A 27000-nucleotide genomic window follows, 5' to 3' on the forward strand; every position below is an offset into this window, starting at 1 on the left:
AAAGAATCCAAAGAATCCAAAGAATCCAAAGAATCCAAAGAATCCAAAGAATCCAAAGAATCCAAAGAATCCAAAGAATCCAAAGAAATATTAGAGCAAATACTCTACCTTCACTTTATATTTCTTCTTATTTTTTAATTTATTTTATTCTTAATAATAGTTAGATGGTTCCACGTGGAACGCTTAATTGGTTTTATGGTCTGAAATAAAAAAAGCAGGATTACTCCTGCTTTTCTATCACTACATAACTTTTAGTCAGTGAAAGTTACACGTGCAATTGCTTTTTTCCCAGACTGAATAATAAAAGTCCCGTTTTCTTTTACAGAGAAACTTGCATCTACTACATTCCAGTCTACTTTTACTGCACCGCGTGCAACAGCATCTTTTGCAGCTGCTGCATTTGGATTTAATCCTGCTACGCGAAGAATCGTGGCAATAAAGATTTCACCACCAAACTCACCACGTGAAATAGTTACTTCAGGAGTATCTGCTGGCACCTCACCTTCTGTAATACGGTTACCAGCACTCTTATGAGCATTAGCAGCTGCTTCAGCATCATGGAAGCGTTCAACCAACTCGAGTGCAAGAATACGCTTTACTTCTTGTGGATTACGGCCAGCCGCGATTTCATCTAATAAAGCTTTGATCTCATCTAGAGATTTAAAACTTAATAAATCGAAATAACGTTCGATTAAAGAGTCAGGCATTGATAATACTTTTTGGTACATTGCACCTGGCGCATCAAAAACACCAATATAGTTACCTAAAGATTTAGACATTTTATTTACGCCATCTAAACCTTCTAGAATTGGTACAGTGATACACACTTGTGATTCTTGGCCATAACGGCTTTGTAACGTACGGCCCATGAGTAAGTTAAAGGTTTGGTCTGTACCACCTAACTCAACGTCTGCTTCAAGTGCGATAGAGTCATAGCCTTGAACTAAAGGATATAAGAACTCATGAATTGCAATTGGCTGATGGTTGTTATAACGCTTAGTGAAGTCATCACGCTCTAACATACGTGATACTGTTTGCTGGCTTGCCAACTGAATAAGATCCGCAGCAGACTTTTGGTTAAACCACTCTGAGTTAAAACGTACTTTTGTTTTATTCGGATCTAAGATTTTGAAAACTTGTTCTTGATAAGTTTTAGCGTTAGCTTCAACTTGTTCGCGTGATAACGGCGGACGAGTTGCACTTTTGCCTGTTGGATCACCAATCATGGCTGTATAGTCGCCAATCAAGAAAGTAACTTCATGACCCAAATCTTGAAACGTTTTTAGTTTGTTAATAAGAACCGTATGTCCTAAATGTAAATCTGGAGCTGTAGGGTCAAAACCAGCTTTAATTTTAAGAGGACGATTCTCTTTAAGCTTTTTCAGTAAATCTTCTTCTGAAATAATTTCGTGCGTGCCTCGTTGGATGAGGGCAAGCTGTTCTTCGGCGGGCAAGAAATTTGACATCACAAAACCTAAACACATCAGTTATTCAATTTGTGCGATATACTAACATTTTTTCAGCGTCTTGCAGGGGAAGTTGCATATGAGCGCAATCTATATCGGCGTAATGACTGGCACTAGTATGGATGGTGTGGATATTGTTGCGGCTTCATTTGAGCCACTACAGCTTCATGCCACACTTACAGTTCCATTCGAACCCGAGTTACGTGATGAGCTTATGGCATTAACTTTACCCGATGACAATGAAATTGACCGCATGGGTAAAGCTGATGTTGCTCTAGCCAAAATGATTGGTCACGGGATTAATTCTCTCATTGAAAAGCACCAATTAGATCGTAGTCAAATTAAAGCGATTGGGTCGCATGGACAAACCATTCGTCATCGTCCAGAGCATGGTTTTACGCTACAAATTGGCGATCCAAACATTATTACTGAGATCACTCAAATCCCGGTCGTTTCAGATTTTCGTCGTAGAGATATGGCAGCAGGTGGTCAAGGCGCTCCATTAGTGCCTGCATTTCATCAGGCATTATTTCAACATCCAAGCATTCATCGGGTGATTTTGAATTTGGGTGGCATTGCCAATGTGAGCATGTTGCCTGCCAATAATCCTGACGGCGTATTTGGGTTTGATACGGGACCTGCGAATATTTTGATGGATGCATGGTGTCATCGCCATACAGGCCATCCATACGATGAAAATGGCGATTGGGCAGCTTATGGTCATCCTATTCGCTCTTTACTCGACCGTCTTTATGCTCATGAGTATTTTTCTAAAGAGCCACCTAAAAGTACGGGACGTGAAGATTTCAATATTGACTGGTTAGATGATCAGTTAATCGATTGGCGTAATGATTTAACTTATGATGAGTTAGAAGATACACCTGAAAATATTCAAGCTACCTTATTAAAACTTACTGTACGTGCCATTCAAAAAGCGATCTATCGTTCTAATATGGAAACAGGTGAAGTTTATGTATGTGGAGGTGGAGCTTATAACTCCTATTTGTTAGAACAATTACGTTGGCGCTTACGTAAGCACAATTGGTCAGTTCAAACCACTGATGTTTTAGGACTCTCCCCTACTTGGGTTGAGGCTACAGCATTTGCATGGTTAGCAATGCGTTTTGTGGACGGTTTAAGTGGTAATTTACCTGCGGTAACAGGAGCTTCAGATTTTAGAATCTTAGGCACGATCACGGCGGTATAAAGCTACTTATTCGATTTAATTAGATAGATTCGACCTCATAACACATTTCCTGACCCGAAATGCTGTTATTAAATTGGTCATAAAAATTCATGATAAATGCCAACAAAAATAAGTAAGGCATGTTGTTATGGATCTGACCAAACGTATTCATCAATACACACGTGGGGCTTGGACATTCGATGTAATTGATTCAGGCTCTATAGATGGCCCTCTCGTGGTTTTATTGCATGGTTTTCCAGAAACTGCCCATAGTTGGGAGCAGACTTCGGAATTATTGCATGAGCATCAATTTAGAACACTTGCGATTCATCAACGTGGTTATAGTTTAAATGCTAGACCTCAAAGCCGATTTCAATATTCCTTGAGTGAACTTGTAGAAGACGTAGCAAGTTTAATTAAACAACTTGGTCAACCAGTTTATTTAATTGGGCATGATTGGGGTTCTGTAATTGCGTCTAGTGTAGCTATGAAGTATCCGCAGTATATTCAACATCTCACTTTAGTTTCCGTACCCCATCAAGCTGCTTTTTTAAAAGCCTGCTTAAGTAGCAATCAACTACTAAAATCTTATTATTTTGCAGTTTTTCAGCTTCCTATTTTGCCCGAACTTTTATTTAAGAAAATGCCTAAAGTAGCAAGAAAATTTCTTAAATCATCTGGCATGACCGAACAGCAAATTGAAATATTCGAAACTGAATTTATAAAAGAAAATAGGCTAACTACGGCATTAAATTGGTATCGTGGTTTTTTTTGGGACAAACCTGAAAATCCTTTTAAAACAATAGACGTTCCCACTCTTTTTATTTGGGGTAAGCATGATATTGCAGTAACAAAAAAAAGTGCCATGTTAAATTCAGGTTATTTTAAAAATAATTATAAGGCTATTTTTATGGATGCCTCTCATTGGATTCCTTATCAAAATGCACCTGAACTCGTACAGTACTTTTTAGAATCTCTACATGAACAAGCATAATCTTATAAATAAAAAAACCTCTCATCATAGAGAGGTTTTTTTTATTTAAAATTCTTTTTAAATTGAGAATGAAGAACCACAACCACACGTTGTTGTCGCATTCGGGTTCTGCACAATAAAGCGTGAACCTTCAAGGCCTTCAACATAATCAACCACTGAGCCAACTAAGTATTGATAGCTGAGCGAGTCAACCAGCATCTTTACATCGCCATTTACAAATTCAGCATCATCTTCATTTACGCTTTCGGCGAAATTGAAGCCGTATGAAAACCCTGAACACCCGCCTCCGGTTACATATACACGTAACATGAGATCGTCATTCCCTTCACTATCACGGAGTTGGCGTACCTTATTGGCAGCATTATCTGTCAAAACTAGAGCTTGGGCATTCATGATGATTGTTCCTCGGATTTTGCTGTGCCTTTCAAAATAAAAAAGACCCTATATTGAGTATAGCATAATCAATATAGGGTCTGTCTTCGAAGTTTAAAGCGAATCTTGAGTATTTTTATCAAGATTATTTGTAATTCTCATCTTGTAAGCCACATTCAAAGTTTTTCGCGTCTTGCTTACAACGGAATTGCCATAATAGTTTCATCATCCGTTTATCATACACCCCGCGTTGTGTAAGGTTAATTCGTGATTCACGCATGAGCTTTTGATAACCCGGTTTATCGGCAGCTGGTACTTCCATCCAATATTTTTGCGGAATATCCGCTTTCATTTTACCCAAGATAGTAAAAGCACGCGGTAACTGACCAGCCACCCACTCTCTAGATTTCTGACCAAAACCAGCTGGGAATTTGTCTGGACGAATAATAATATTTCCGGTCACCTGTAAGATTGGATAGTTTACAATTGCCCCTTTTGTACCTAAGCCTTTTTGTAACTCTAAAGGTTTAAAAGCTGCTGCTGGCGCACCAATAATATCGACCTGATGATTGTTAAATTTGGCCCCGAAGTTAGTCACATCTGCACTCACTGCCTGAGCACCCACCTGCTGAACCATAATTTTTTGTGCTTCATCGTAGTCTAATACGGCGATTTTTTTACCGGCAGCTTTCGCTACGGTATTAATACTACGGTCGTTTACTAAAAGGTAAGCATCTCCTACCGGAATAACACCTACTACCTCATAGCGGCCATTGACCATATATTTACTAAAGGTTTGGCTCGCTAAACCTTGCATGACTTTAACAGCAAGTTTGAGATCTGGAATCGCGCCAATTGCATCTAATGATCCCGTAAATGAGTTGAATTGACGTCCGCGCATGCCTGATACACTAATACCATCACATTTGCCCGCTTTAAAATCTTCAGCAATCACTGCTTCATTCTGGTTTACTTTTAGTTCGATATCAGCTCCCCAGTTTTTCGCTGCAAGCTGATAGTCCTTCATGAGTGCATAGACATCGCCATTTTTACCAACAAAGTCAAAAACACATATGGTTTGTTTGGCCTCGGCTGCAAATGAAATTGTTGTGAGTCCCATCGCAAGTAAAAGCGTTTTGGAAAATCGCATATTCTTTTCCTTTCCTTGTAAATTTTTTGTTTTTGGCATCAAGAAATTTCACGCTGGTTGGCATGATTCTCATGAGATATGCTTCATCTAAGATTCACAATTTAGATATTTTTATGATCAATTCTGTTTATCCGAGCTCAATAAAAAATAACGAGTTAAATTCCCTTAGCTCTTTTAATGACTCACTTCCTTGTTCTATTTTCTAATATCTTCATATATCCAGATGAAGTTTTATCCTCAATTTAGATTAGCGTCTTTTTAATGAATCACAATGGCTGAATTGACAGCCTATAGAAAGCAAAAAAGCCTAGAATAAATCTAGGCTTTTAAGTTCAACATGAATTATTCACCAGGCATTGAACATTCAAAGTTAGCTTTGTCTACAGAACAACGTGCTTTTTTCAATACAGACATCATACCTGCATCGTAAATACCGCGTTTAGTTAAATCCATACGGCCATCACGTAACATTTTTTGATATTTCAGTTTGTCTTCAGCACTTAGGTTCATTTTATATTTACCTGGAATTTGTGCTTCTAAACGGTTAATCATTGCAAAGCTTTTTGGTAATTGTTTTACGAACCAATCACGAGACTTTTGACCAAAGCCTGCTGGGAATTTATCAGCACGCAATACTAAATCAGCCGTTACATGTAATACCGGGAAGTTCCACATTACACCGTTTGCACCCAAACCTTTGTTCAATTCTAATGGTTTGTAAGCATAAGCAGGCGCACCTACCATATCTACCTGACCATTATTAAATTTAGCAGCAAAGTTTGAAATATCAGAAAGAACTGCCTGAGCACCTACGCGCTGCACCATAATTTTTTGTGCATCGTCATAACCTAACACGGCGAATTTTTTACCAGCAGCTTTTTCAACTGAGTTGATGTTTTTATCACGTACAAAAATGAACGCTGAACCTAACGGAGAGATACCAGCAACTTCGTATTTTTTACCACCAAGGTTAGTTGTCATTTTTGCAGCATTACGTGCATCTAATACATAAGTAATAGCACGTTGTGCAATTTGGTTATTAGGAACGCCACCAAGCGAGTCGATTGATCCGGCAAATTTGTTATATTGGCGAGCACGCATAGCTGTCATTGCTACGGCATCACATTTACCAGCTTTGAAATCATTATCTGCAACAGCCTCGTCCTGACGAGGAACTAAGTTAATTTCAGTACCCCAGCCTTTTGCAGCTAGAGCCCATTCTTCCATCATTTTATATGAGTCGCCTGCTTTTCCTAAGAGGTCGAATACACACACGGTACTCGCTGCTTGCGCTGAAGCAGAAAAACCAACAACAGAAGCGGCAGCCATAGCAAGTACGATTTTTTTCATTTTCTTCATCCTTCCACGGAACAGATTTTTTGTTTGAAGTTTCCTTTCAAACACAGATATTAATCATGTTTTTTAGAAAAAAATAGAGCTTTTACTCAAATATTTTTATCTCATTGAACCATTGTTTGTTCGATTTAAATTATTTATTAAAATGAAAAATCACTAATTTTCCGTAAGTTATTTTTTATATTCACAATTTTCATACCCATATTCAGCTTTGAAATATCTGTAGGGTTTTTGTGATTAAAAAACAAACTACTCTCCAGTAAGCGTACATTCAAAATTTGTCCGTTCAATGGTGCATCGTGCGCGCTTGAGTACACTCATCATTGTCGCGTCATATACACCTTGTTTTGTTAAGCCAAGGCGACCTTCACGTAATATTTTCTGATATTTCAACTTATCTTCGGCTGAAAAATTTAATTTAATTTTAGGAGGAATCCCGGTTTCTAACCGTTTTACCATTGCGAAGTTGTGTGGCAACTGTTTAATAAACCATTCACGAGACTTCATTCCAAAATTGGCCGGAAACTTATCACTTCTTGCAATTAAATCCCCTGTGACGTTCACCACAGGAAAAGTAAACATGGCTCCATTTGCTCCAATTCCCTTACCAATTTCTAACGGTTTATAAGCATAAGCAGGTGCAGCAATTGCCTCGACTTGGCCACTATTAAACTTTTTCACAAAATCGGTAATCTCAGAAGGAATAGGCTGGGCACCTACACTTTCAACCATAATTTTCTGGGCTGCGTCATATTGCAAAATGGCAAACTTAGTCCCACGTACTTTCTCAATTGAGTTGAGGTTTCTATCTCTTACAAATAAGTATGCTAGTCCAATCTGGACAATTCCAACCACCTCATAGTTTGTTCCATTTTGTGTGGTTAGCATGCGATGTTTATTACGTTGATCCAAAACGTAACTAATCGCCTTTTGAGCAATAGCATTACTTGTCACCCCGCCAATCGCATCAATCGAGCCTGCAAATTTATTATAGTTTCGTGCTCGCATTGAAGTCATATAAGCTGCATCGCATTTACCCTCACGCAGCCTACGATCTACTAGAGCTTCATCTTGAAATGGAATTAATGTAATGTCCGCTTGCCAACTTTTTGCCGCAAGTGCCCATTCTTCCATCATTTTGTAGGATTCACCTGATTTACCCAATAAATCGAATACACATACGTTTTGCCCCGCGTGTGTTGTCCCCATAGCACAGCAAATGACTGCACTTACTATCCCCAATCTTTTTTTCATTTGACTTTCCTTAGTCTGGTTTTATTAGTAGCTCATTTATCAACCAAGTTTTAAATTGTTTTTATTTTAGCCATATTTTTCTAAATTTGGCCTATCTTGCTCAAAATTTGGATATTTTCAGACGAATAGCTTAAATAGAGATAGGTTAAACCATGCAATCTCAGTATTTATAAACTAAAACTCCGAAAGTTTTGTCTTCATGATCAGTTCTCTTTAAAATACAGCATCCCTAACTCACCTCGATAAGACAAGATGATTCAATTTGACCAAGTTTCTTTACGCCGCGGTGGACGTGTTCTATTTCAAAAAGCGTCTATGCAATTACACCCAGGTTGGAAGATTGGTCTAACTGGGGTCAATGGTGCAGGTAAATCAACACTATTTGCAGCATTACTCGGTAGCTTAGGAGCAGATGAAGGCTCGCTTACTCGTCCTTCTGTATGGACTGTGGCCCATATGGCGCAAGAAGTTAAAGCCCTAGACATGCCTGCTATCGATTTTGTCCTTTCTGGAGATGAAGAATATTGGGATATTCAAAATAAACTTGCTCAACCAGAACAATTAACAGACTCGGATTTGGCTAAATTACATGGCCGTTTTGATGAAATTCATGGTTATTCCGCGCCATCTAAAGCAGCTCAGCTGATGGCTGGCTTAGGGTTTCTAGAACATCAATTACGTTTAAACGTTGCTAGTTTTTCTGGTGGATGGCGTATGCGTCTAAATTTGGCGCGTACATTGATGAGTCGTTCTGACTTACTCTTATTGGATGAGCCAACCAACCACTTAGATTTGGATGCAATTTTATGGTTAGAAGATTGGCTCAAAGCTTATGAGGGCACCCTCATTTTAATCTCGCATGACCGAGATTTCTTAGATGCAATTACAGACCATATTCTTCATATTGAGAATCAGGAACTTACTCTTTACACGGGTAACTACTCCACCTTTGAGACCACTCGAAGTGAACGTTTAGCACAACAACAACAAGCTTTTGAAAAACAGCAAGAAGCCCGTGCTCATTTACAAAAGTTCATTGATCGCTTTAAGGCTAAAGCCACTAAAGCTCGTCAGGCACAAAGCCGTATTAAGCAACTTGAACGCATGCAACAACTTGCACCTGCTCATGTAGATACACCGTTTACTTTTAGTTTCCGTGAACCTACCAAAATGAGTTCACCGTTGCTGACCTTAGAAAATGCCAGCATAGGTTATGGCAATAAAAAAATTGCTGAAAAAATTAAACTTCAAATTACGCCAAACTCGCGTATTGGTCTGCTTGGTATGAATGGTGCAGGTAAATCAACATTGATTAAAAGCTTGGTTGGCGATTTACCATTACTGGCAGGTGAACGTAAAGCTTCCGAGCTACTTAACATTGGTTACTTTGCACAGCACCAAATGGACGCTTTAGATGGTCAAGCCAGCCCAATGCTTCAACTCGCTCGGATAGCCGATAAACAAATTAGTGAAGCAACATTACGTTCTTTTTTAGGTAGTTTTGGCTTTAGTGGCGAACGCATGGATACTCCATGTGAAAGCTTCTCTGGGGGTGAGCGCGCTCGTTTGGCCTTAGCACTCATTGTATGGCAGCGCCCAAATGTTTTAATTCTGGATGAACCAACGAACCACTTAGATCTTGATATGCGTCATGCGCTTAGTATGGCCTTACAAGATTTTGAGGGTGCAGTCGTTCTGGTTTCTCACGAACGTCAACTTATTGCCAGCGTTTGTGATGAACTCCTTTTGGTACACGGTGGCAAATGTACCGAGTTTGAAGGTGATTTGCAGGATTATGCTAAATGGCTACGTGAAGCACGCCAGCAACAAATCAATGCTCAGACTGCTGTGGCACAGAATAATTCATCTTCTGCCGCTCCAGCTCCCGCTAAAGTCGATAAAGAAGCACAGCGTAAAGAAGCAGCTCGCCGTCGTGAACAAACTCGACCAATCCGTAAAAATATTGAAAAGGTTGAATCTCAAATTGAAAAGCTTCAACCACGTCTTGCTGAAATCGAAGAAGCTTTAGCAGATACTTCACTATATGAAGCTAATCGTAAGGACGATTTGCTTAAACTGATGAATGAGCAAACCGAACTCAAAGCTAAGCTTGAACAATATGAAGAGCAACTCTTAGAACTCATGATGGAACTTGAGGAAATGGAAGCCTCATTTGAAAATTAAATACCTTGGCCAGTACTCGTATATTTAAGTATCTGTACTGGCTTTTATTTTTATTAGCTTATAAAAATATGAACGATCTCTAATAAAGTTTCATTCAGCTGTTAAATTTTTGAGATAGATTCAAATTTGATAACATATAAAACTTAAGCTACATCTTAAGGGTTGCCATACACAGATAATTTAACTAAATTCTGTAACTTCGTTTTTACCCTTCTTGAGTAGGTATTTAATTCGGGATCAGACAAACTGAATGAATTTTATTGATTTTATTACTAATTTTGAACAATTTTTACCTATTTTGATTCAGGAGTATGGTGCATGGGTTTATGCCATACTCTTTTTGATTATTTTTTCTGAAACCGCTTTTGTGTTTATGTTCTTTTTACCTGGAGATAGCTTACTTTTAACTGTAGGTGCACTGTGCTCGGTGGTTGAACTGATGCATCTTGGTTATATGATTACTCTGCTCACCGTTGCAGCAACATTAGGCTATATCGTCAATTATTCTATTGGCCGCCATTTTGGAAACCGTATTTTTGAAGCAAAATCACGTTTTATTAAAAAAGAATATTTGAATAAAACGAACCGCTATTTCTTGCAACATGGTGGTAAAACTATTCTTTTAGCACGTTTTATACCTTTCGCACGTTCTTTTGCACCCCTCGCTGCCGGCTCAAGCAATATGAGCTATGGAAAATTTTTGATTTACAATGTGGCAGGAGCTATTTTGTGGATCTGTATCCTCTTAACGGCTGGCTACCTATTTGGCCATGCACTCATTCAAGTTACAGATTTTGTAGAGAATTAATATATTTGGTTAAATAAATTTATATAGCCAAAAATAAAGGGAATGAATTAATCATTCCCTTTATCTGATTTAGATCAAAGTAACTTTATCTAAACTTTTTGTGGTTTTCATTACGAATATTTACTAGATTAATTGCTTCAGTTTTGGCTTGGTCCAATTGTCCCTTATCAACAAAAACCGTAACCCGATCAATTTCAGCAACCAACTGATCTAAACCCGCTTGGTACTCCTTTACCTGTACATTTTCAGGGGGTAAACCTTCCAACTTATGAGGTAAAGATAATTTTGAAGATAATACTGCTTGACGCATAATCACAAGCTGCTGTTTAGCGTTATCGATATCTTTTGCTTCAGCAAAGGCTTTAGTGCTCTTCGCTAAAGTTTTCATGTCGGCTTCCAAGTCTGCTGCAAATGCAGAATGACTCACTAAAGCCGCACATGAAATCAGCACACTTGCTAGAATTTTTTGACTCATCATCTTCTCTCCCTAGACTGATTTAGAATCTTGCTATCAATTAAGCATCAATATCCGCATTTAATGCATTTTCTTCAATAAAGGCACGACGTGGTTCAACATCATCGCCCATTAAGCATGAGAACATGCGATCAGCTTCAATTGCATCATCAATAGTCACCTGTAACATATTACGGTTTTCAGGGTCCATTGTGGTTTCCCAAAGCTGCTCAGCATTCATCTCGCCCAGACCTTTATAGCGCTGGATCATCATTCCACGGCGTGAATCTTGCAGAATGTGCTGCCATACCTGATGGAAATTAGCGACTTGAATACGACGATCACCTTTTTGTAAGTATGCGCCATCTTCAATTAACTTGAACCAACTCTTCGAGTTCTTCAATAAACGAGCATATTCCGCAGAATTCAATAAACCTGCGTCAAGTAAGTAAGCATGTGGCAAGTTATGAACATATACGGTTACACGTGGCCAGTAATGCGCAGATTTCTCGCCTTGAGCATTCTCGCGTTCAAATGTTTCAAGCGTAATTTCAGGGCGCAAACTTGGCTGTAGTCTTTGTACAGCTTCACGTACTTGATCCGCCCATTGCTGGACATAAGCTTGATCATGGTTTTGATCTGCTTTAAATGCATCTACTTCGAGTAATGCATCCAGTAAGCTTGCTGGATAACGTAACGTTAAGCGTTGTAAGCTCTTTTGTGAAACTTGATAGTCTTGAATTACTTTTGCCAGCGCTTCACCTGTAATTGCAGGCGCATCAGCACTAATATGTAAAGCAAGCTCATCAATCGCATTTGAAATCAAGTAAGTTTCTAATGCGTCGTTATCTTTAATATATTGCTCTTGCTTACCTTTTTTGAGCTTATACAAAGGTGGCTGTGCAATATAAATATGACCACGTTCCACCAACTCCGGCATTTGACGGAAGAAGAATGTTAATAACAATGTACGGATGTGCGAACCATCAACATCGGCATCGGTCATAATAATAATTTTATGATAACGGAGCTTGTCAGGGTTATATTCTTCACGGCCAATACCACAGCCAAGTGCTGTAATTAATGTACCCACTTCCTGACTAGAGATCATTTTGTCAAAGCGCGCACGCTCAACGTTCAGGATCTTACCTTTTAAAGGTAGAATAGCCTGCATTTTACGGTTACGGCCTTGTTTGGCACTACCACCCGCAGAGTCACCCTCGACAAGATACAATTCAGACAGCGCTGGGTCTTTTTCCTGACAGTCAGCCAATTTACCAGGCAAACCTGCAATATCTAATGCACTCTTACGGCGTGTCATTTCACGTGCTTTACGTGCAGCATCACGTGCGCGTGCAGCATCAATAATCTTGCCTGCAATTGATTTTGCAGCTTGTGGATTCTCAAGTAAGTAAGCAGAGAACTCTTTGTTCATTGCTTGCTCTACCGCTGGTTTTACCTCACTTGATACCAATTTTTCTTTTGTCTGAGACGAGAATTTCGGATCAGGAACCTTAACAGAAATAATGGCTGTTAAACCTTCACGCGCATCATCACCAGTCACATTCACTTTTTCTTTCTTGAGAATATTTTCATTTTCAAGATACTGGTTTAAGCCACGTGTTAAAGCTGCGCGGAAACCTGCTAAGTGCGTACCACCATCTTTTTGTGGAATGTTGTTTGTGAAACAGCGAACATTTTCTTGGTAACTATCGTTCCATTGCAATGCAACTTCTACAGTAATGCCGTTGTCAGCATCGGCTGTGAAATGGAAGATTTCGTTGAGATGGTTTTTACCTTCGTTGATGTATTTTACAAACTCAGATAAACCGCCTTCATAGTCATACACATGCTCAAGGTTAATACGTTCATCACGTAAAACGATACGTACACCAGCATTCAAGAAAGAAAGCTCACGTAAACGGCGTGCTAGAATTTCAACATTAAAAATGGTTTGACTGAATGTTTCTGCACTTGGCCAAAAACGTACAGTTGTTCCGGTATTATCCGTTTCACCAATCACACGCAATGGATATTGCGGATCACCATGATGATATTCTTGCTCATGGATTTGACCAGCACGGTAAATCGTTAAATGCAATTTACTTGAAAGTGCATTAACAACCGAAACACCTACGCCGTGTAAGCCACCTGAAACTTTATAGCTATTATCGTCAAACTTACCGCCTGCGTGCAGAATCGTTAAAATTACTTCTGCAGCAGAAACCCCTTCTTCAGGGTGAATATCGGTTGGAATACCGCGGCCATTATCTGAAACACTGACCGATTCATCCTCGTGAATCGTGACAATAATTTCATCACAGTGGCCAGCTAAAGCTTCGTCGATTGCATTATCGACAACCTCAAACACCATATGGTGTAAACCGGTACCGTCGTCTGTATCCCCAATATACATACCCGGACGTTTACGAACTGCATCTAATCCACGTAATACTTTAATACTAGAGGAATCATAAGCCTTTTCATTGGTTTGTTCTGTTTGAGAGGCTGATTGAGACTCTGAACTCATGGTTTCTCCCTAGCAAATATAGGTTTATTCAAAGATGGGTAACATCAAAAAATTATGGTGCAGCAAGACTAACTTGACCGGATTCAACACTGAATAATTGATATGAAATAGACAGATCATGTAAATGTTTTTTTACCGATGCATGATCTAAAGTTGTCATAAAAACCTGGCTACCAAGTTGGCTTAATCGTTCAATTAAACGTTGTTGTGCGGTTAAGTCTAATTCTGCTGTCAGATCATCTAATAATACCACAGTTTCCTTATTACTCGCATGCAACATTGCAATTTGTGACAGTTTTAAGGCAATAATCAAGAGTTTTTTCTGACCTCTTGATAAAACATCATCCGCATGTCCAAATGGCGTTTTTAAGCGCAAATCTGCCCGATGCGGACCATACTCGGTATAACGTCTCTCGATGTCTTTTTGATGCTGATCCAACAAGTCTTGCATAAGCCCCTGCTCTGTATGAAAACCTGGGCTATATTCCAGTTCAATCTCCAAATCAGGGAGTAATTGGCTTAAGTCATTTTGGAAATAAACATTCCATTGCTCGACAATACTTAAACGCTGTGAGTGCAAAATCTCGCCATAATCACTCAACATTTTGTTCCACGGTTCTAAATCAGCTAATGAAAGATTACGCCGTGTTTTGAGTAAGGTATTACGCTGCTTTAGCGCACGAGAGTAATATTGCCACGCAAAATAAAATTCAGGTTCCACGTGGAACATAAGCCAATCTAAAAGTTGTCTTCTTGGCTTGGCACCATGATCAATAATATCCGTACTTTGTGGATCAATATGCTGTAAAGGAAGTAACTTTGCGAGCTGACCTTGAGTCGCAACGGTATCGCCATTCACTTTCATGAGTTGCTCACCAGAAGCGAGTTTCTGCATACCAATTTTTTCAGTTGCTGACTGAGCAAATACAATCGCGTCGTCAGCTTCATATTGAATATAATTTTTGGGTATATGTGTACGGAATGAGCGACCTGTTGCAAGCAAATGGATCGCTTCTAAAATTGATGTTTTACCTGAACCGTTTGCGCCATAAAAGACATTAAACGGTTGCAACCCATGGAGTGCAACCGTTTTTAAATTACGCACACGTTCAATATTTAAGCGCGTAAGATGCATATAGTTAAACCAGATTAAACACGCATCGGCATAACCACATAGGTCTGGTCAGGATGAGCCGGATCTTGAACCAATACAGACTGATTCGCCTCAGTCATGCTCATATTTACATCATCACCATCTAATACACCCAACACATCGAGTAGGTATTGAGCATTAAATGACATTTCTAATGGGGCACTTTGATATTGGATCGCTAAATCTTCAATTGCTTCATCTTGTTCAGGGTTATTTGCACGAAGCTGTAAAGAATCCTGATTGAAATTTAGGAAAACACCACGCAATTTTTCATTACTTAAAATTGCTACACGTTGTAATGATTGTTTAAATACGTCATGACCAATCAAAACATGTTTATCACCACCACGTGGAATAACACGGCGATAATCAGGGAATTTCCCATCAATCAATTTAGTTGTAAAACGAACTGTAATATCACCTTGTTCTTTATCACGGCTTGGCGTATTAATCGTTACATTTAATAATTCACGGCCAATAAGCAATGTGAGCTGTTCATCTTCAATGCTGAGTAAACGTTGCAATTCGCCCACAGCTTTACGAGGCACAATCGCTTGTACCAACTGAGATGAAGTAGAGGAAGCCAAAATTTCACAAAGTGCTAAACGGTGACCATCAGTTGTTACTGCACGCAATTGATTTTCATCAATTTCTAATAAAGTACCAGTGAGGTAAAAACGTACATCTTGTACAGCCATTGCAAAAGCAGTTTTTTCAAATAAACGCTTTAATTCACGTTGAGTCACCTGTACTTGCGTACCCTGGCTATTCTCAGTGGTTAACAATGGATAATCTTCAGCCGGTAGTGTACCTAGCACAAAACGGCTATTACCAGATTTTAAAATACATCTTTGATCTTCAGTAATTTGTAAATCAATCAATGCAGCTGTAGGCAAAGATTTACAAATTTCCATCAATTTACGAGCAGGAACAGTTGTCTCGCCTGCCTCAAGGCACGCCCCTTCTGATAAAGCGGTGCTCGCTACGAGTTCAACTTCTAAATCGGAACCCGTAATAGTGAGCGCTTGAGCATTAGTCTGAATTTTGACGTTTGAAAGAATATTCAAGGTATGACGACGTTCTACCGCACCGACCACATGCGATAAAACATTGAGTAAACTTTCTTTAGCGATTTTCAAACGCACGATTCATTCCTCTAGCAACTTGGAGCAAACATTTCATTTTTTAGCTGTGTACTATGCTGCACTTACGTAGACTTTGCAACAATGTCTTATTATTTCATTAACTTTGAAGCAAACGTAATAAGTTCTTATAATCTTCATCAAAGATTGGGTCTTCTTCCCGTAAACTGACGACTTTTTCACAAGCATGCATCACTGTACTGTGATCACGCCCACCAAAAGCCATTCCAATTTCAGGAAAACTATCCCCCGTTAATTCACGGGCAAGCCCCATCGCCAACTGACGTGGTCGAGCATAAATTCGGGTACGCTTTGGACCTACCAGCTCTTTTAATGGAATTCGGAAATATTCACTCACTACACGCTGGATATTTTCTACACTAATTGTACGAGCACGGATCGCTAAAACATCTTTTAAAGATTCCCGTACGACATCCAGGTCAATTGGAGCACCTTTAAAACGTGAAATTGCGACAACTTTATTCAGTGCGCCCTCAAGTTCACGTACGTTCGCTACGACTTGTTGGGCAATAAACAACGCACAGTTTCTAGGTAAATCAACGCCACTATTTTCAGCTTTTTTAAGCAGAATTTCGATTCGAGTTTCAATATCAGGTGGTTCAACACCTACTGATAGCCCCCAGGAAAAACGAGAAACCAATCGAGGATCAAGTTCTGTTAATTCTTTAGGATATCGATCAGACGTTAAAATAATTTGTTTGGATTCATCAAGTAAGGCATTAAATGTATAGAAGAATTCAACGAGACTTGCTTCTTTTCCTGCCAAAAGATGAATATCATCTACTAATAACAAGTCTAAAGAACGGCAATTTTTCTTAAACTCTTCTACCTTTCCTTTTTGTAATGAGCTCACAAAATCTTGTACAAAACTTTCTGAAGTCATATACATGACTCTTGCATTCGGCTTCGCTTGCAGTAGGGCATTACCAACTGCTTGCATTAAGTGAGTCTTACCTAGACCTGTCGGACCATATAAAAACAAAGGGTTATGTTGAGAAGCACCTAACTGTGTTAATACTTTTCTACAGGTTTCTGCTGCCATTTGGTTAGAACGGCCTTCAACAAATAGTGAAAAAGTAAATTGTGGATTTAATAGTTTCTTTTTTGAACTCTTAGAACTAACTGCAGTATTAGCAACAGGTTCCGGTTCTCTTTTAACCTTAGCAGGTTGAGGTATAGGGGCAGTTTGTAAAGCTGCTGTAGTTGTTGCAGGCTGTTCACTAGAAGACAAAATACTACCAGGACGAGAATCTACCAAGATTTCAACCTGACGCACCCGCCCTTCTGACAATTGTTCAGCCAATATAGAAATTAACTCTAAATGATTCTCTTGAATATAACGCGTCCAATAAGGATTAGGAGCATAGAGACGTAGTATCCCCTCTACTTCTTCAGCTACTAAAGGGCGAATCCACATCGCAAAGACGTTATCAGAGAGCTCTTGTCGCAAGCGAGTTAAGCAGTCTGTCCAAAGCATGTGTATCCCCTATGTCTGCGTTTTAAATTCAAATCATTTAAAGATTAACCCTTCCTGATGAGAAGGGGTCGCCATTCTACCCAAGTTATCCACATCTGTCATGACGATTTCGTTTGATTTTGCCTAAAAAGAAATCTCTTGTGAATAAATTTAAATTCAAAATCAATTGTGAATAACTTTTTGCACATCCTGTGGATAAATTATCACACAAACTTATCCACAATCCATAAAGACAATAAAAACAGAGTTATCAACAGTTCAAATATATGTTTTTTAAATTTAAAACTGTGAAATCCACAAGAAAAGTCCACACTAATAAGAATAAATTTAAATTTTAAAATTTGAATTTATTTAATAGGGCTGATCCAAATTGTGGATAACTAAAAAATATGAATTTAAATTCAAATATACCAAATCAAAATCAACTTCACATCAAGGTTTGTTGATAAGTATGTAAATAAGAAGTGTATATCTTAAAAGTCTTAATAAAAATAAACAATTACTTTGTGTATAACTTTTAAATAAGAAAATAGGCTAAATATAAAGAGAAGATAAAAAGTTAAAAATTTGACTTAAATACAAAACTTTCACGGTTTTTCATTGACAGCGTAAACATTGCACAATAAAATCGCGGACCTTTATAGAAAGATCATTTTTGGGAGTTTCGATATGAAACGTACTTTCCAACCATCTGAATTAAAGCGTAAACGCGTTCATGGTTTCCGTGCTCGTATGGCAACTAAAGCTGGTCGTCAAGTATTAGCTCGTCGTCGTGCAAAAGGTCGTCATAGCTTAACTGTTTAATACTGTTACGCTGACCAGACTTGGGTGTGATGGCACTTTACAGTTTTAGCACAGATCTTCGTATACGCTGTGCTGCAGATTATAAAAGTGTATTTGATGGTGCGCTTTTTAAAGTGCATCAACCCCATTTTTTATTTCTTGCAAAATTAACCGAACAGCCTAACAGCCGTTTGGGTATTGTTGTTGCTAAGAAAAAAGTGCGTCGTGCGCATGAAAGAAATCGAATAAAACGTCTTGCTCGTGAGAGCTTTCGTCTACATCAGCCGAAATTTGGGTCAGACATAGATGTTGTTGTGATGCCTAAAGTTGGTATAGAAACGATTACGAATGCTGAGCTATATCAACAATTAGATTTTGCTTGGCAAAAATTACAACGCTTAGCGAAAAAACATTCTAAAGTTGTCCCAACCTCGCAGAATTAAGAGATGACCAATGGTTCGTATTTTGCGTTGGTTCATTCGACTGTATCAAATTGCGATTAGTCCGCTTCTTGGACCCCGTTGTCGTTATATCCCAACTTGTTCCCAATATGCGCTAGAAGCATTACAAACTCATGGTGCAATCAAAGGCGTTTGGTTATCTTCTAAACGTATTTGTCGTTGTCATCCGTGGGGAGGCTCTGGATACGATCCGGTACCGCCTAAAGCAATTCGTTTTATTTCGTTTCATCAAATAGATTCTCAAACGCATCATGTTGCTGTACCCTTTCGTGATCGTTTAATGAAGCAAAATCTCTCTAACCATTTGGGGTAATAGATATGCAACAATGGGCCAGGTTTGCAATTCTCGGGGCCATGTTTGTCACCGCATATTTGCTCATTTTGGCTTGGCAAAAAGATTATGGAAATGCTGCAACTGCACCGCAACAACAAGCGGCGGCTGTAAGTTCACATGAAGTATCTGCTGATTTGCCAAATGCTAAAACTGCAACAGTGGCTTCCGATGTGCCACAAGCAAATATTGCGCAGTCACAAACCACAGATGCAACTGCACCTGTGAATCAACAGCTTATTTCAGTACAAACTGACCTTTATCATCTTTGGATCAATCCAAAAGGTGGTGATATTGTTCGTATTGAATTACTCTCTCACGACAAGAGCAAAGACAGTAATCAACCATTTGTTATGCTTGAAAATGATGCCAAGCGTACTTATGTTGCTCAGTCTGGCTTAATTGGTTTGAATGGACCAGATAGCAGTCGTGGTGGTCGCCCATTATATGCTGTTGAAAAAACATCATATACTTTAGCTGATGCTAAAGGGGTACAAGATCAAAGTGGACATTCTGAGAAAGTTTTAACAGTTCCTATGGTGTTTAAGACACCAGAAGGAGTTGAAATTATTAAAACTTTTACATTTACTCAAGGTCAATATCCAATTGTTGTCAAACATCAAGTTGTTAACCGTAGCCAACAAAACTGGCAAGGTCAGATGTTTGGACAGTTGAAACGTGATAATTCGGAAGATCCAGGTAAGTCTTCTCAGGGTATTTTCACTTTAGGTACGTTCTTAGGTGGTGCATGGGGTACTCCGGATGCTCACTACAACAAACTTAAGTTTGCGAATTTCTCTGAAGAAAAACTCAATACCGAAGCTAAAGGCGGTTGGGTTGCAATGGTTCAGCACTACTTTGTAAGTGCTTGGATTCCAGGAAACCTTAAACTGACTCAAGCAAATGGTCAGCCTTATGTCGCTAAACTTGAATCTCGTCAGTCTGCGGATCATATGAATATTATTGGCTTTACTTCGCCAGTAATTAATGTTCCGGCGGGTACTTCAATGGAAGTCGATGCAAAGCTTTATTCAGGTCCAAAAGTACAATCTGAATTAAAAGATTTAGCGGTAGGTTTAAACCAGACTGTTGACTATGGTTGGTTATGGCCAATTGCGAAGTTATTGTTCCTAGGTCTTCAATTCTTCCATAGCATTGTAGGCAACTGGGGATGGTCAATTATCTTACTTACCATTATGGTGAAGATGATTTTATGGCCTTTATCTTCAAAAAGTTATCGTTCTATGGCGAAAATGCGTGTGATTGCACCAGAAATGCAACGCATGAAAGAAGAATTCGGTGAAGACCGTATGCGCTTCTCGCAAGAAATGATGGCGCTTTACAAACGTGAACAGGTTAACCCGCTTTCTGGTTGTTTACCGTTATTGCTACAAATGCCAATTTTCCTTGCTTTGTACTGGGTACTCATGGAAAGTGTGGAATTACGTCATGCACCGTGGTTAGGCTGGATTCAAGACTTGTCTGCGATGGACCCATGGTTCATCTTGCCATTAATTATGGGTACGACAATGTTTGCTCAGCAAATGTTGAACCCGCAACCTGCAGATCCAATGCAAGCGAAAGTATTCCGCATTATGCCGATTATGTTTACGGTATTTATGTTGTTCTTCCCTGCGGGTCTTGTGTTGTACTGGATTGTGAACAACAGTATTACAATCTTACAGCAATGGTTTATTAACAAAAGCGTTGAGAAAAGTCGTATCAGTAAAGCTGAATCGGCATCTTAATCCTTGAACTTTTGCTGAATCAATCCGCTTAAGATGGTAATCTTAGGCGGATTTTTCTTTGGCTGTATTTTAGGTTTTTAGGTGAATAATATGCATAGTCAAACCACAATTGCCGCAATTGCAACGCCACCAGGGCGTGGTGGAGTGGGCATGATTCGCTTATCGGGACCTAAGGCTTATGATATTGCTCAAAAACTGACGCAAAAAAACTTACCTGAAGCTCGGATGGCGGGTTTCCGTAAGTTTTATGATGCTGATGGAAGTATTATGGATGAAGGCATTGTCTTGTGCTTTCCAAATCCACATTCTTTTACCGGTGAAGATGTTGTAGAACTTCAAGGCCACGGTGGCCCTGTCATTCAAAATGCCTTACTTGGCCGTTTATTTGAGCTTGGGGCAATTGCTGCAAAAGCTGGGGAATTCTCCATGCGAGCTTTTGAAAATGGCAAAATGGACTTGGTACAAGCTGAAGCAATTGCCGATTTGATTGATGCGACCTCTCAAGCTGCGGCTCGTTCGGCAGTCCGTTCTTTACAAGGCGCTTTTTCAACAAAAATTAATACAGTTTTAGAAAAACTGATTCATTTACGTCTGCACGTAGAAGCTGCGATTGATTTTCCAGAAGAAGAAATTGATTTTTTGGCTGATGGCAAAATTTTAGCTTTGTTGGAAGATGTTCAACAATCTGTACATGCCGTTCAAACCTCTGCACGACAAGGGCAATTACTCCGTGAAGGTCTACAGGTTGTTATTGCGGGTAAACCAAACGCGGGTAAGTCGAGCTTGTTAAATGCACTTGCTGGTGTTGAGCGTGCAATTGTGACTGATATTGCTGGTACAACTCGTGATGTTTTACATGAAAAAATTAGCTTAAATGGTTTACCAATCACCTTAACGGATACTGCGGGTCTTCGTGAAACGGGAGATGTAGTCGAGAAAGAAGGCATTCGTCGTGCAATCAAAGAAATTGAGCAGGCCGATTTGTTGTTATTGGTCTACGATTTAAATCAAGGTGATGACCCTTTAAAACTGGCTCAAGAATACTTTGCCGAACATATTGAACCGCGTCGTCTCATGTTAATTGGCAATAAATGTGATTTAACTGGTCAACCTGCCGAAATAAGCGATTATCAAGGGTTCCGTCATATCACAGTTTCAGCAAAACAAGAGATGGGTGTGCAAGGCCTCGTAGATGCGATTACAGCGCATGCAGGATTTCACCCTGAGGAAGATACATTTATTGCGAGAACACGTCATTTAGACGCAATGAAGCGCACTCAGCTCTATTTGGCAGAGGCACGTGAGCAACTTGTTGTATTTAACGCTGGTGAGCTCGTTGCTGAATCACTACGTCTTGCTCAAAATGCTTTAGGTGAAATTACGGGTGACTTTAGTGCCGATGACCTATTAGGCAAAATCTTTGGTTCGTTCTGTATCGGAAAATAATAAAAAACTGGATGATGTAGAGTGCTATGTCATCCAGTACTTTTCTCAGCCGTATCTTTTTAAAACTTTTAAAAATTCATCTAGCTCATTTTGATCGACTTCTGCGCCTTTAAGTACGTGATGATGTAAGTGCTGTTCCATTAATTCACTCATCAAACCGTTTATTGCACCTTTTATGGCTGCAACTTGCTGCAAAATATCTATACATGAAGATTCTGGTTGTTCTATCGCATTTTCAATGCTGTTGATTTGCCCTTTTAGTCGTTTTACACGATTAACAATTTTTTTATCCTGACCAATGTGACTCATCTGTTTTCTCTTGTACAATTTAATATACTGGTAGGGAGTATATTGGGTTTAAATTTTATGCAGGATTATAGTGTATCACGTCATCATCAACATCAGTTTGATGAAGGAAATCCACTTGCACAAAAACGTATTTTGATTGCAACCATTTTAACGGCGTCCATGATGGTACTGGAAGTATTTGGTGGATGGTTCTTCAATTCAATGGCACTACTGGCCGACGGTTGGCATATGAGTTCACATATGTTGGCCCTTGGTTTAGCCTACTTTGCCTATCGTGCAGCCCGTCATTATTCCAATGATCATCGTTTTAGCTTTGGAACTTGGAAAATTGAGATTTTAGCCGGCTATAGCAGCGCAATTTTGCTGATGGTTGTGGCTATTTTTATGGCTTTTCAGTCAGTTCAACGTTTATTTAACCCGGTTGAAATTTTTTATAATGAAGCTATTCCAATTGCAATTTTAGGTTTGGTCATTAACTTGATTTGTGCCTGGTTACTTCATGATGATGGTCACCATCACCATCACCATCACCATCACCATCACCATCACCATCATGAGCATGGGCATCATCACCATGATTTAAACCAAAAAGCTGCATTTTTACATGTGGTTGCAGATGCAGTGACTTCTGTTTTTGCAATTATAGCGCTTTTCGCAGGTAAATATTTTGGATGGGATTTTTTAGATGCACTTTTAGGAATTTTAGGTGCTATTTTAGTTGCAAAGTGGTCTTTTGGCTTAATGAAAGAAACAGGTAAAACCCTTCTAGATGCAGAAATGGACCATCCTGTAGTTGATGAAATTCGGGAAGTAATAGCTAAATTTCCGAAACATGTGGAAATTACAGATATTCATGTCTGGAAAGTCGCAAAAGGTAAATTTTCTTGTATTTTGGTGCTTGAAACTGACGATATCTCTTTAAATGCAGACCAGATTCGTGATGCTTTATCGATTCATGATGAAATTGTGCATATTTCAGTAGAAATTAATACCTTAAAACCTGTTTATGTTCCACGTGAAACATTGGCATAACTGAGTAGAAGTTTGGTTATAACTCGGTAATCAGTTCTGTTTTCACTAACGGAACTGATTAAAATGTTCTCCTCTCCTGCCTCCGAGTCGGTTTTATGATTAAAAAATTAGGAATATTGGCGTTATTTAGTTTAACTACAAGTTTGAGTTTCGCTAATGTAGATACTGTTCGGGAAAATATTAAAAAACAATATCCTAATTTGAAAATTAGTAATATTCAGAAAACCGAAATGCCTGGACTATATAGTGCTAATCTGGACCAGCAAATTATTTATCTTGGTGAAGATGGGCAGCACATGTTTGTAGGCTCTATGATTCGGTTAAAAGACCAAAAGAACTTAACTAAAGATCTGGTTTTAGGACAGAACTCAATTGATTGGAAACAGTTGCCTTTAAAAGATGCCATTAAAACAGTCAAAGGTAATGGCCAGCATGTTTTAGCAGTATTTTCTGATCCAAACTGCCCTTATTGTAAACAGCTTGAGCCTGAACTCGACAAGCTGAAAGATGTGACTATTTACACGTTCATCTATCCTTTAAAACCTCAGTCTATTGTGGTTTCTAGACAAGTTTGGTGTGCACCGAATCAATCATATTCATGGAAAAAATTAATTGAGCAAGGTGTTAAACCAACGGTTGCGAGCTGTACAAACCCGATTGACCGTAACTTGGAATTAGGGAAAAAATTAGGTTTTAATGGCACGCCTACCCTCATTTTTGCTAACGGATTTAAACTCGTCGGAGCACGCTCTGCTGAAGAAATTCAGGCAGTTTGGAAAGAGTTAGGTTTATAAAATGACTTAAAAAAAAGCACCGTTCGGTGCTTTTTTTTAGAATTAAATTTACTACTTAGCTTTTTCGTGCAATTAGGTTATAGATAAAGAGAATAATGACGGCACCAATGACAGAAGCAATAAAGCCCGCTGCTGAATTTTCTCCATAAAGACCAAGTAAGCGACCGCCATAAGTGGCTAGAAGTGAACCTGCAATACCAATTAAAGTAGTAACAATAAAACCTGCTTTATCATCACCTGGGTGTAAAGCACGAGCGATTAAGCCAGCGAAGAAACCAACCACAATAGCAACAATAAGTGACCACATATTTGTTCTCCAGTTGTTTTTTTGATGAAGTTAATGATTTTGCTTCATATTCTATCGTGCGGTAGAGTGATCTATTTTGTCTGTAGCAGATTGCGACTTTTTGTGTCTTTTTTGTTCAAAGCTCAGCCTTTATATAAAAAAATAGCACCTTGCGGTGCCATTTTTATAAAATTTATAGGCCAATCTCACCAATAAATGGTAAGTGACGATATTTCTGGTCGTAGTCTAAGCCATAACCAACAATAAATTTATCTTCAACTTCAAAACCTAAAAATTTAACTTCTAAATCAATTTCACGGCGAGATGGTTTACTCACTAATGTGCATAATTGAATTGAATTTGGTTCGCGAGTCTGCAACATTTCCACGACTTTGCTTAAGGTGTTGCCTGAGTCAATAATATCTTCAACCACAAGCACGTCTTTACCACGAATTTCACCATCAAGATCTTTTAAGATTTTAACGTCTCGACTTGAAGTGGTACCGCCGCCATAGCTAGACACTGTCATAAAGTCGAGTTCATGTGGTTTGGTAATCGTACGGCATAAGTCTGCCATGAAAATAACAGAACCACGAAGTAGACCAATCAGAACCAAGTCTTTGTCACTATTTGCATAGTGAGAATTGATTTGCTCGCCGAGCTCTTTGACTTTTGCTTGAATTTCTTCGGTTGAAATCATGATGCTCATTGCAACAGTCATGGCAGATTCCTACAAGATATAAAAGAAAAAATAAAAAAGGTGTTGACCAGCAACACCTCGAAAATCTGAGTTAATGGTAAAATTTTAAAGCAAAATGACGTTTCATGCACCCTTTGATGGCTGTGAAATTTTATCATTTTGCGGAATATGTCGATCACGCTTTAACGCAATAGCACATATTCCAAATAATAACAAAAACTTAACAATGCCTTTTTTATTTGGCTGTTTCTTTTTGATAAGCACGGTTTCCATAAATATAAGTCGCCTCAATATTACGGTCATCACCTAAAGTGAATAATGCAAACAGTGAATCTTCAACAGATTTAGATTTAGACTGGCGAAGTTCCTGTAATGCTGTTGGCTTTAAGTTTAGTACCACAAAGTCTGCTTCTTTACCGACGTTGAAGTTACCTAACTGATCCTGCAAATCGAGTGCTTTTGCTCCGCCTAGGGTTGCATGATAAAGCGCTTCATAAGCTGAGAGTTTATCACCTTGTAATTGCTGAACCTTATAAGCCTCGTTAACAGTTTGCAGTAAGCTAAACGATGTGCCAGCCCCAATATCTGTCCCTAAGCCTACTTTCACTTGTTTTTCCCAAGTTTTTTTCAATGGAAATAAACCACTGCCTAAGAACAGGTTTGAAGTTGGGCAAAATGCGATAGCCGATTGCGTATCATGCATACATTGCCATTCTTCATCTTCTAAGTGAACGCAATGCGCAAACACAGAACGCTTACCAGTCAGGCCATAATGTTGATAAACATCTAAATAGCCCGCTTGTTCCGGAAATAAAGATTTCACCCAAGCAATTTCATCTTTGTTTTCACTTAAATGCGTATGGACATACACATCCGGAAATTCTTGTTTTAACTGCCCTGCTCTTTCTAATTGCTCAGGTGTAGAAGTCGGCGCAAATCGTGGCGTAATCGCATACAGAGCACGGCCCTTACCATGCCATTTTTCAATGAGTGCTTTAGTGTCGCTGTAAGCCGTTTCTGGCGTGTCACACAGCGCTTCCGGAGCATTACGGTCCATAAGTACCTTGCCGGCAATTAAACGCATCTGAACGCGCTCTGCGGCTTCAAATAAGGCATCAACAGACACGGGATGAACTGTACAGAAAACGAGGGCCGTGGTTGTACCGTGTTTTAAGAGTTCCTGAACAAAGAACTGGGCAATTTCGCTTGCATATGTTTTGTCTTGAAACTGGATTTCAGTTGGGAAAGTATAAGTATTAAGCCAGCTTAAAAGTTGTTCGCCGTAAGCTCCCACCATTTCGGTTTGCGGAAAGTGAATATGGGTATCAATAAAGCCGGGTACAATCAATTGTTCTGGATAATGTTGAACCTCAACTCCAGCAGGTAGATGCTGTTGAGCATCTTCCCATGCACCAAACCATTTGATCTTTCCATGTTCACTAATCAATACACCATCTTCCAAATAACGTACTTGATTTGGAATATCAGCTGGCTCAGAGACAGTTTGTTGAATATCTAAAAAACGACCACGCACAACGGTGGTATTTGCGATCAATGACATGG

At 39.1% G+C, this 27000-nt stretch carries 25 protein-coding genes; 11 read left to right on the plus strand and 14 right to left on the minus strand.

Annotation, left to right across the window (positions count from 1 at the left end):
- Positions 1-251: 251 nt before the first annotated feature.
- The gene (gene tyrS, locus G9371_RS17270) at positions 252-1484 is read right to left on the minus strand and encodes a tyrosine--tRNA ligase (protein ID WP_000335558.1); all 1233 of its coding nucleotides are present in this window, start codon (positions 1482-1484) and stop codon (positions 252-254) included.
- A gap of 61 nt (positions 1485-1545) precedes the next feature.
- Between tyrS and G9371_RS17275 the strand changes: the two genes are divergently transcribed.
- Together G9371_RS17275 and G9371_RS17280 are read left to right on the plus strand one after the other, a co-directional pair.
- On the plus strand, positions 1546-2673 hold the full coding sequence (locus G9371_RS17275; protein ID WP_001274588.1) for an anhydro-N-acetylmuramic acid kinase: 1128 nt from the start codon (positions 1546-1548) through the stop codon (positions 2671-2673).
- A 127-nt stretch (positions 2674-2800) separates the two neighbouring features.
- A complete protein-coding gene (locus G9371_RS17280) occupies positions 2801-3646 on the plus strand; it encodes an alpha/beta fold hydrolase (protein ID WP_029423845.1) in 846 nt (281 codons plus the stop codon).
- 57 nt (positions 3647-3703) lie between these two features.
- On the opposite strand, the gene erpA is transcribed toward G9371_RS17280, so the two are convergent.
- The 4 genes from erpA to G9371_RS17300 form a co-directional block, all read right to left on the minus strand.
- On the minus strand, positions 3704-4039 hold the full coding sequence (erpA, locus tag G9371_RS17285) for an iron-sulfur cluster insertion protein ErpA (RefSeq protein WP_000993572.1): 336 nt from the start codon (positions 4037-4039) through the stop codon (positions 3704-3706).
- Between the two features lie 124 nt (positions 4040-4163).
- The gene (locus G9371_RS17290; protein ID WP_001212536.1) at positions 4164-5168 is read right to left on the minus strand and encodes a putative solute-binding protein; all 1005 of its coding nucleotides are present in this window, start codon (positions 5166-5168) and stop codon (positions 4164-4166) included.
- A 342-nt stretch (positions 5169-5510) separates the two neighbouring features.
- Positions 5511-6518: a putative solute-binding protein gene (locus G9371_RS17295; RefSeq protein ID WP_000724999.1), complete on the minus strand. Its 1008-nt coding sequence runs from the start codon at positions 6516-6518 to the stop codon at positions 5511-5513.
- Between the two features lie 255 nt (positions 6519-6773).
- Positions 6774-7778, minus strand: coding sequence for a putative solute-binding protein (locus G9371_RS17300; RefSeq protein ID WP_029423846.1), 1005 nt, complete (start codon positions 7776-7778; stop codon positions 6774-6776).
- A 252-nt stretch (positions 7779-8030) separates the two neighbouring features.
- Here G9371_RS17300 and abc-f point away from each other — a divergent pair, with 252 nt between their 5' ends.
- Both abc-f and G9371_RS17310 read left to right on the plus strand, forming a co-directional pair.
- Positions 8031-9962, plus strand: a complete 1932-nt coding sequence (abc-f, locus tag G9371_RS17305) for a ribosomal protection-like ABC-F family protein (protein WP_002133703.1) — start codon at positions 8031-8033, stop codon at positions 9960-9962.
- A 250-nt stretch (positions 9963-10212) separates the two neighbouring features.
- The gene (locus G9371_RS17310) at positions 10213-10770 is read left to right on the plus strand and encodes a VTT domain-containing protein (RefSeq protein WP_001009202.1); all 558 of its coding nucleotides are present in this window, start codon (positions 10213-10215) and stop codon (positions 10768-10770) included.
- 85 nt (positions 10771-10855) lie between these two features.
- On the opposite strand, the gene cybC is transcribed toward G9371_RS17310, so the two are convergent.
- From cybC to dnaA, 5 genes are all read right to left on the minus strand, one after another.
- On the minus strand, positions 10856-11248 hold the full coding sequence (cybC, locus tag G9371_RS17315) for a cytochrome b562 (protein WP_002133704.1): 393 nt from the start codon (positions 11246-11248) through the stop codon (positions 10856-10858).
- Between the two features lie 37 nt (positions 11249-11285).
- Positions 11286-13754, minus strand: a complete 2469-nt coding sequence (gene gyrB, locus G9371_RS17320; protein WP_000093735.1) for a DNA topoisomerase (ATP-hydrolyzing) subunit B — start codon at positions 13752-13754, stop codon at positions 11286-11288.
- A gap of 52 nt (positions 13755-13806) precedes the next feature.
- Positions 13807-14889, minus strand: a complete 1083-nt coding sequence (gene recF, locus G9371_RS17325; RefSeq protein ID WP_165471290.1) for a DNA replication/repair protein RecF — start codon at positions 14887-14889, stop codon at positions 13807-13809.
- A 14-nt stretch (positions 14890-14903) separates the two neighbouring features.
- Entirely contained in the window at positions 14904-16052 is a 1149-nt protein-coding gene (dnaN, locus tag G9371_RS17330) for a DNA polymerase III subunit beta (RefSeq protein WP_001237350.1), read from the minus strand.
- Positions 16053-16149: 97 nt separating this feature from the next.
- A complete protein-coding gene (gene dnaA, locus G9371_RS17335) occupies positions 16150-17547 on the minus strand; it encodes a chromosomal replication initiator protein DnaA (RefSeq protein WP_000964768.1) in 1398 nt (465 codons plus the stop codon).
- A 669-nt stretch (positions 17548-18216) separates the two neighbouring features.
- Between dnaA and rpmH the strand changes: the two genes are divergently transcribed.
- The 5 genes from rpmH to mnmE all read left to right on the plus strand — a co-directional run bounded on the left by rpmH (position 18217) and on the right by mnmE (position 22316).
- Complete coding sequence (rpmH, locus tag G9371_RS17340) at positions 18217-18351, plus strand: 50S ribosomal protein L34 (protein ID WP_000831329.1); 135 nt, start codon at positions 18217-18219, stop codon at positions 18349-18351.
- A 29-nt stretch (positions 18352-18380) separates the two neighbouring features.
- On the plus strand, positions 18381-18773 hold the full coding sequence (gene rnpA, locus G9371_RS17345) for a ribonuclease P protein component (RefSeq protein ID WP_001240377.1): 393 nt from the start codon (positions 18381-18383) through the stop codon (positions 18771-18773).
- Positions 18774-18783: 10 nt separating this feature from the next.
- Complete coding sequence (yidD, locus tag G9371_RS17350; RefSeq protein WP_000251652.1) at positions 18784-19104, plus strand: membrane protein insertion efficiency factor YidD; 321 nt, start codon at positions 18784-18786, stop codon at positions 19102-19104.
- 5 nt (positions 19105-19109) lie between these two features.
- The gene (yidC, locus tag G9371_RS17355) at positions 19110-20870 is read left to right on the plus strand and encodes a membrane protein insertase YidC (RefSeq protein ID WP_029423847.1); all 1761 of its coding nucleotides are present in this window, start codon (positions 19110-19112) and stop codon (positions 20868-20870) included.
- A 90-nt stretch (positions 20871-20960) separates the two neighbouring features.
- Positions 20961-22316, plus strand: coding sequence for a tRNA uridine-5-carboxymethylaminomethyl(34) synthesis GTPase MnmE (gene mnmE, locus G9371_RS17360; protein ID WP_029423848.1), 1356 nt, complete (start codon positions 20961-20963; stop codon positions 22314-22316).
- A 45-nt stretch (positions 22317-22361) separates the two neighbouring features.
- On the opposite strand, the gene G9371_RS17365 is transcribed toward mnmE, so the two are convergent.
- Positions 22362-22625 carry a metal/formaldehyde-sensitive transcriptional repressor gene (locus G9371_RS17365; RefSeq protein ID WP_000018128.1) on the minus strand — a complete coding sequence of 88 codons (264 nt, stop codon included), beginning with the start codon at positions 22623-22625 and terminating at the stop codon, positions 22362-22364.
- Between the two features lie 57 nt (positions 22626-22682).
- On the opposite strand from G9371_RS17365, the gene dmeF reads away from it, so the two are divergent.
- Positions 22683-23657 carry a CDF family Co(II)/Ni(II) efflux transporter DmeF gene (gene dmeF / locus G9371_RS17370; RefSeq protein ID WP_029423849.1) on the plus strand — a complete coding sequence of 325 codons (975 nt, stop codon included), beginning with the start codon at positions 22683-22685 and terminating at the stop codon, positions 23655-23657.
- Between the two features lie 95 nt (positions 23658-23752).
- On the plus strand, positions 23753-24451 hold the full coding sequence (locus G9371_RS17375; RefSeq protein ID WP_000592161.1) for a DsbC family protein: 699 nt from the start codon (positions 23753-23755) through the stop codon (positions 24449-24451).
- 55 nt (positions 24452-24506) lie between these two features.
- Here the strand turns inward: G9371_RS17375 and G9371_RS17380 are convergent, their stop codons facing one another.
- The 3 genes from G9371_RS17380 to guaD form a co-directional block, all read right to left on the minus strand.
- Positions 24507-24758, minus strand: a complete 252-nt coding sequence (locus G9371_RS17380) for a GlsB/YeaQ/YmgE family stress response membrane protein (RefSeq protein WP_000269732.1) — start codon at positions 24756-24758, stop codon at positions 24507-24509.
- A 172-nt stretch (positions 24759-24930) separates the two neighbouring features.
- Entirely contained in the window at positions 24931-25458 is a 528-nt protein-coding gene (gene hpt, locus G9371_RS17385) for a hypoxanthine phosphoribosyltransferase (protein WP_029423850.1), read from the minus strand.
- A 214-nt stretch (positions 25459-25672) separates the two neighbouring features.
- Positions 25673-26998, minus strand: coding sequence for a guanine deaminase (guaD, locus tag G9371_RS17390; protein WP_029423851.1), 1326 nt, complete (start codon positions 26996-26998; stop codon positions 25673-25675).
- Positions 26999-27000 lie beyond the last annotated feature (2 nt).

The sequence above is a fragment of the Acinetobacter sp. EKM10A genome (assembly GCF_011075215.1).
GTDB lineage: Bacteria > Pseudomonadota > Gammaproteobacteria > Pseudomonadales > Moraxellaceae > Acinetobacter > Acinetobacter baumannii.

Coding starts and splice junctions, on each gene's coding strand:
- tyrS (WP_000335558.1), bottom strand. CDS start 1,484: ATGTGTTTAGGTTTTGTGATGTCAAATTTCTTGCCCGCCGAAGAACAG.
- G9371_RS17275 (WP_001274588.1), top strand. CDS start 1,546: ATGAGCGCAATCTATATCGGCGTAATGACTGGCACTAGTATGGATGGT.
- G9371_RS17280 (WP_029423845.1), top strand. CDS start 2,801: ATGGATCTGACCAAACGTATTCATCAATACACACGTGGGGCTTGGACA.
- erpA (WP_000993572.1), bottom strand. CDS start 4,039: ATGAATGCCCAAGCTCTAGTTTTGACAGATAATGCTGCCAATAAGGTA.
- G9371_RS17290 (WP_001212536.1), bottom strand. CDS start 5,168: ATGCGATTTTCCAAAACGCTTTTACTTGCGATGGGACTCACAACAATT.
- G9371_RS17295 (WP_000724999.1), bottom strand. CDS start 6,518: ATGAAAAAAATCGTACTTGCTATGGCTGCCGCTTCTGTTGTTGGTTTT.
- G9371_RS17300 (WP_029423846.1), bottom strand. CDS start 7,778: ATGAAAAAAAGATTGGGGATAGTAAGTGCAGTCATTTGCTGTGCTATG.
- abc-f (WP_002133703.1), top strand. CDS start 8,031: ATGATTCAATTTGACCAAGTTTCTTTACGCCGCGGTGGACGTGTTCTA.
- G9371_RS17310 (WP_001009202.1), top strand. CDS start 10,213: ATGAATTTTATTGATTTTATTACTAATTTTGAACAATTTTTACCTATT.
- cybC (WP_002133704.1), bottom strand. CDS start 11,248: ATGATGAGTCAAAAAATTCTAGCAAGTGTGCTGATTTCATGTGCGGCT.
- gyrB (WP_000093735.1), bottom strand. CDS start 13,754: ATGAGTTCAGAGTCTCAATCAGCCTCTCAAACAGAACAAACCAATGAA.
- recF (WP_165471290.1), bottom strand. CDS start 14,889: ATGCATCTTACGCGCTTAAATATTGAACGTGTGCGTAATTTAAAAACG.
- dnaA (WP_000964768.1), bottom strand. CDS start 17,547: ATGCTTTGGACAGACTGCTTAACTCGCTTGCGACAAGAGCTCTCTGAT.
- rpmH (WP_000831329.1), top strand. CDS start 18,217: ATGAAACGTACTTTCCAACCATCTGAATTAAAGCGTAAACGCGTTCAT.
- rnpA (WP_001240377.1), top strand. CDS start 18,381: ATGGCACTTTACAGTTTTAGCACAGATCTTCGTATACGCTGTGCTGCA.
- yidD (WP_000251652.1), top strand. CDS start 18,784: ATGGTTCGTATTTTGCGTTGGTTCATTCGACTGTATCAAATTGCGATT.
- yidC (WP_029423847.1), top strand. CDS start 19,110: ATGCAACAATGGGCCAGGTTTGCAATTCTCGGGGCCATGTTTGTCACC.
- mnmE (WP_029423848.1), top strand. CDS start 20,961: ATGCATAGTCAAACCACAATTGCCGCAATTGCAACGCCACCAGGGCGT.
- G9371_RS17365 (WP_000018128.1), bottom strand. CDS start 22,625: ATGAGTCACATTGGTCAGGATAAAAAAATTGTTAATCGTGTAAAACGA.
- dmeF (WP_029423849.1), top strand. CDS start 22,683: ATGCAGGATTATAGTGTATCACGTCATCATCAACATCAGTTTGATGAA.
- G9371_RS17375 (WP_000592161.1), top strand. CDS start 23,753: ATGATTAAAAAATTAGGAATATTGGCGTTATTTAGTTTAACTACAAGT.
- G9371_RS17380 (WP_000269732.1), bottom strand. CDS start 24,758: ATGTGGTCACTTATTGTTGCTATTGTGGTTGGTTTCTTCGCTGGCTTA.
- hpt (WP_029423850.1), bottom strand. CDS start 25,458: ATGACTGTTGCAATGAGCATCATGATTTCAACCGAAGAAATTCAAGCA.
- guaD (WP_029423851.1), bottom strand. CDS start 26,998: ATGTCATTGATCGCAAATACCACCGTTGTGCGTGGTCGTTTTTTAGAT.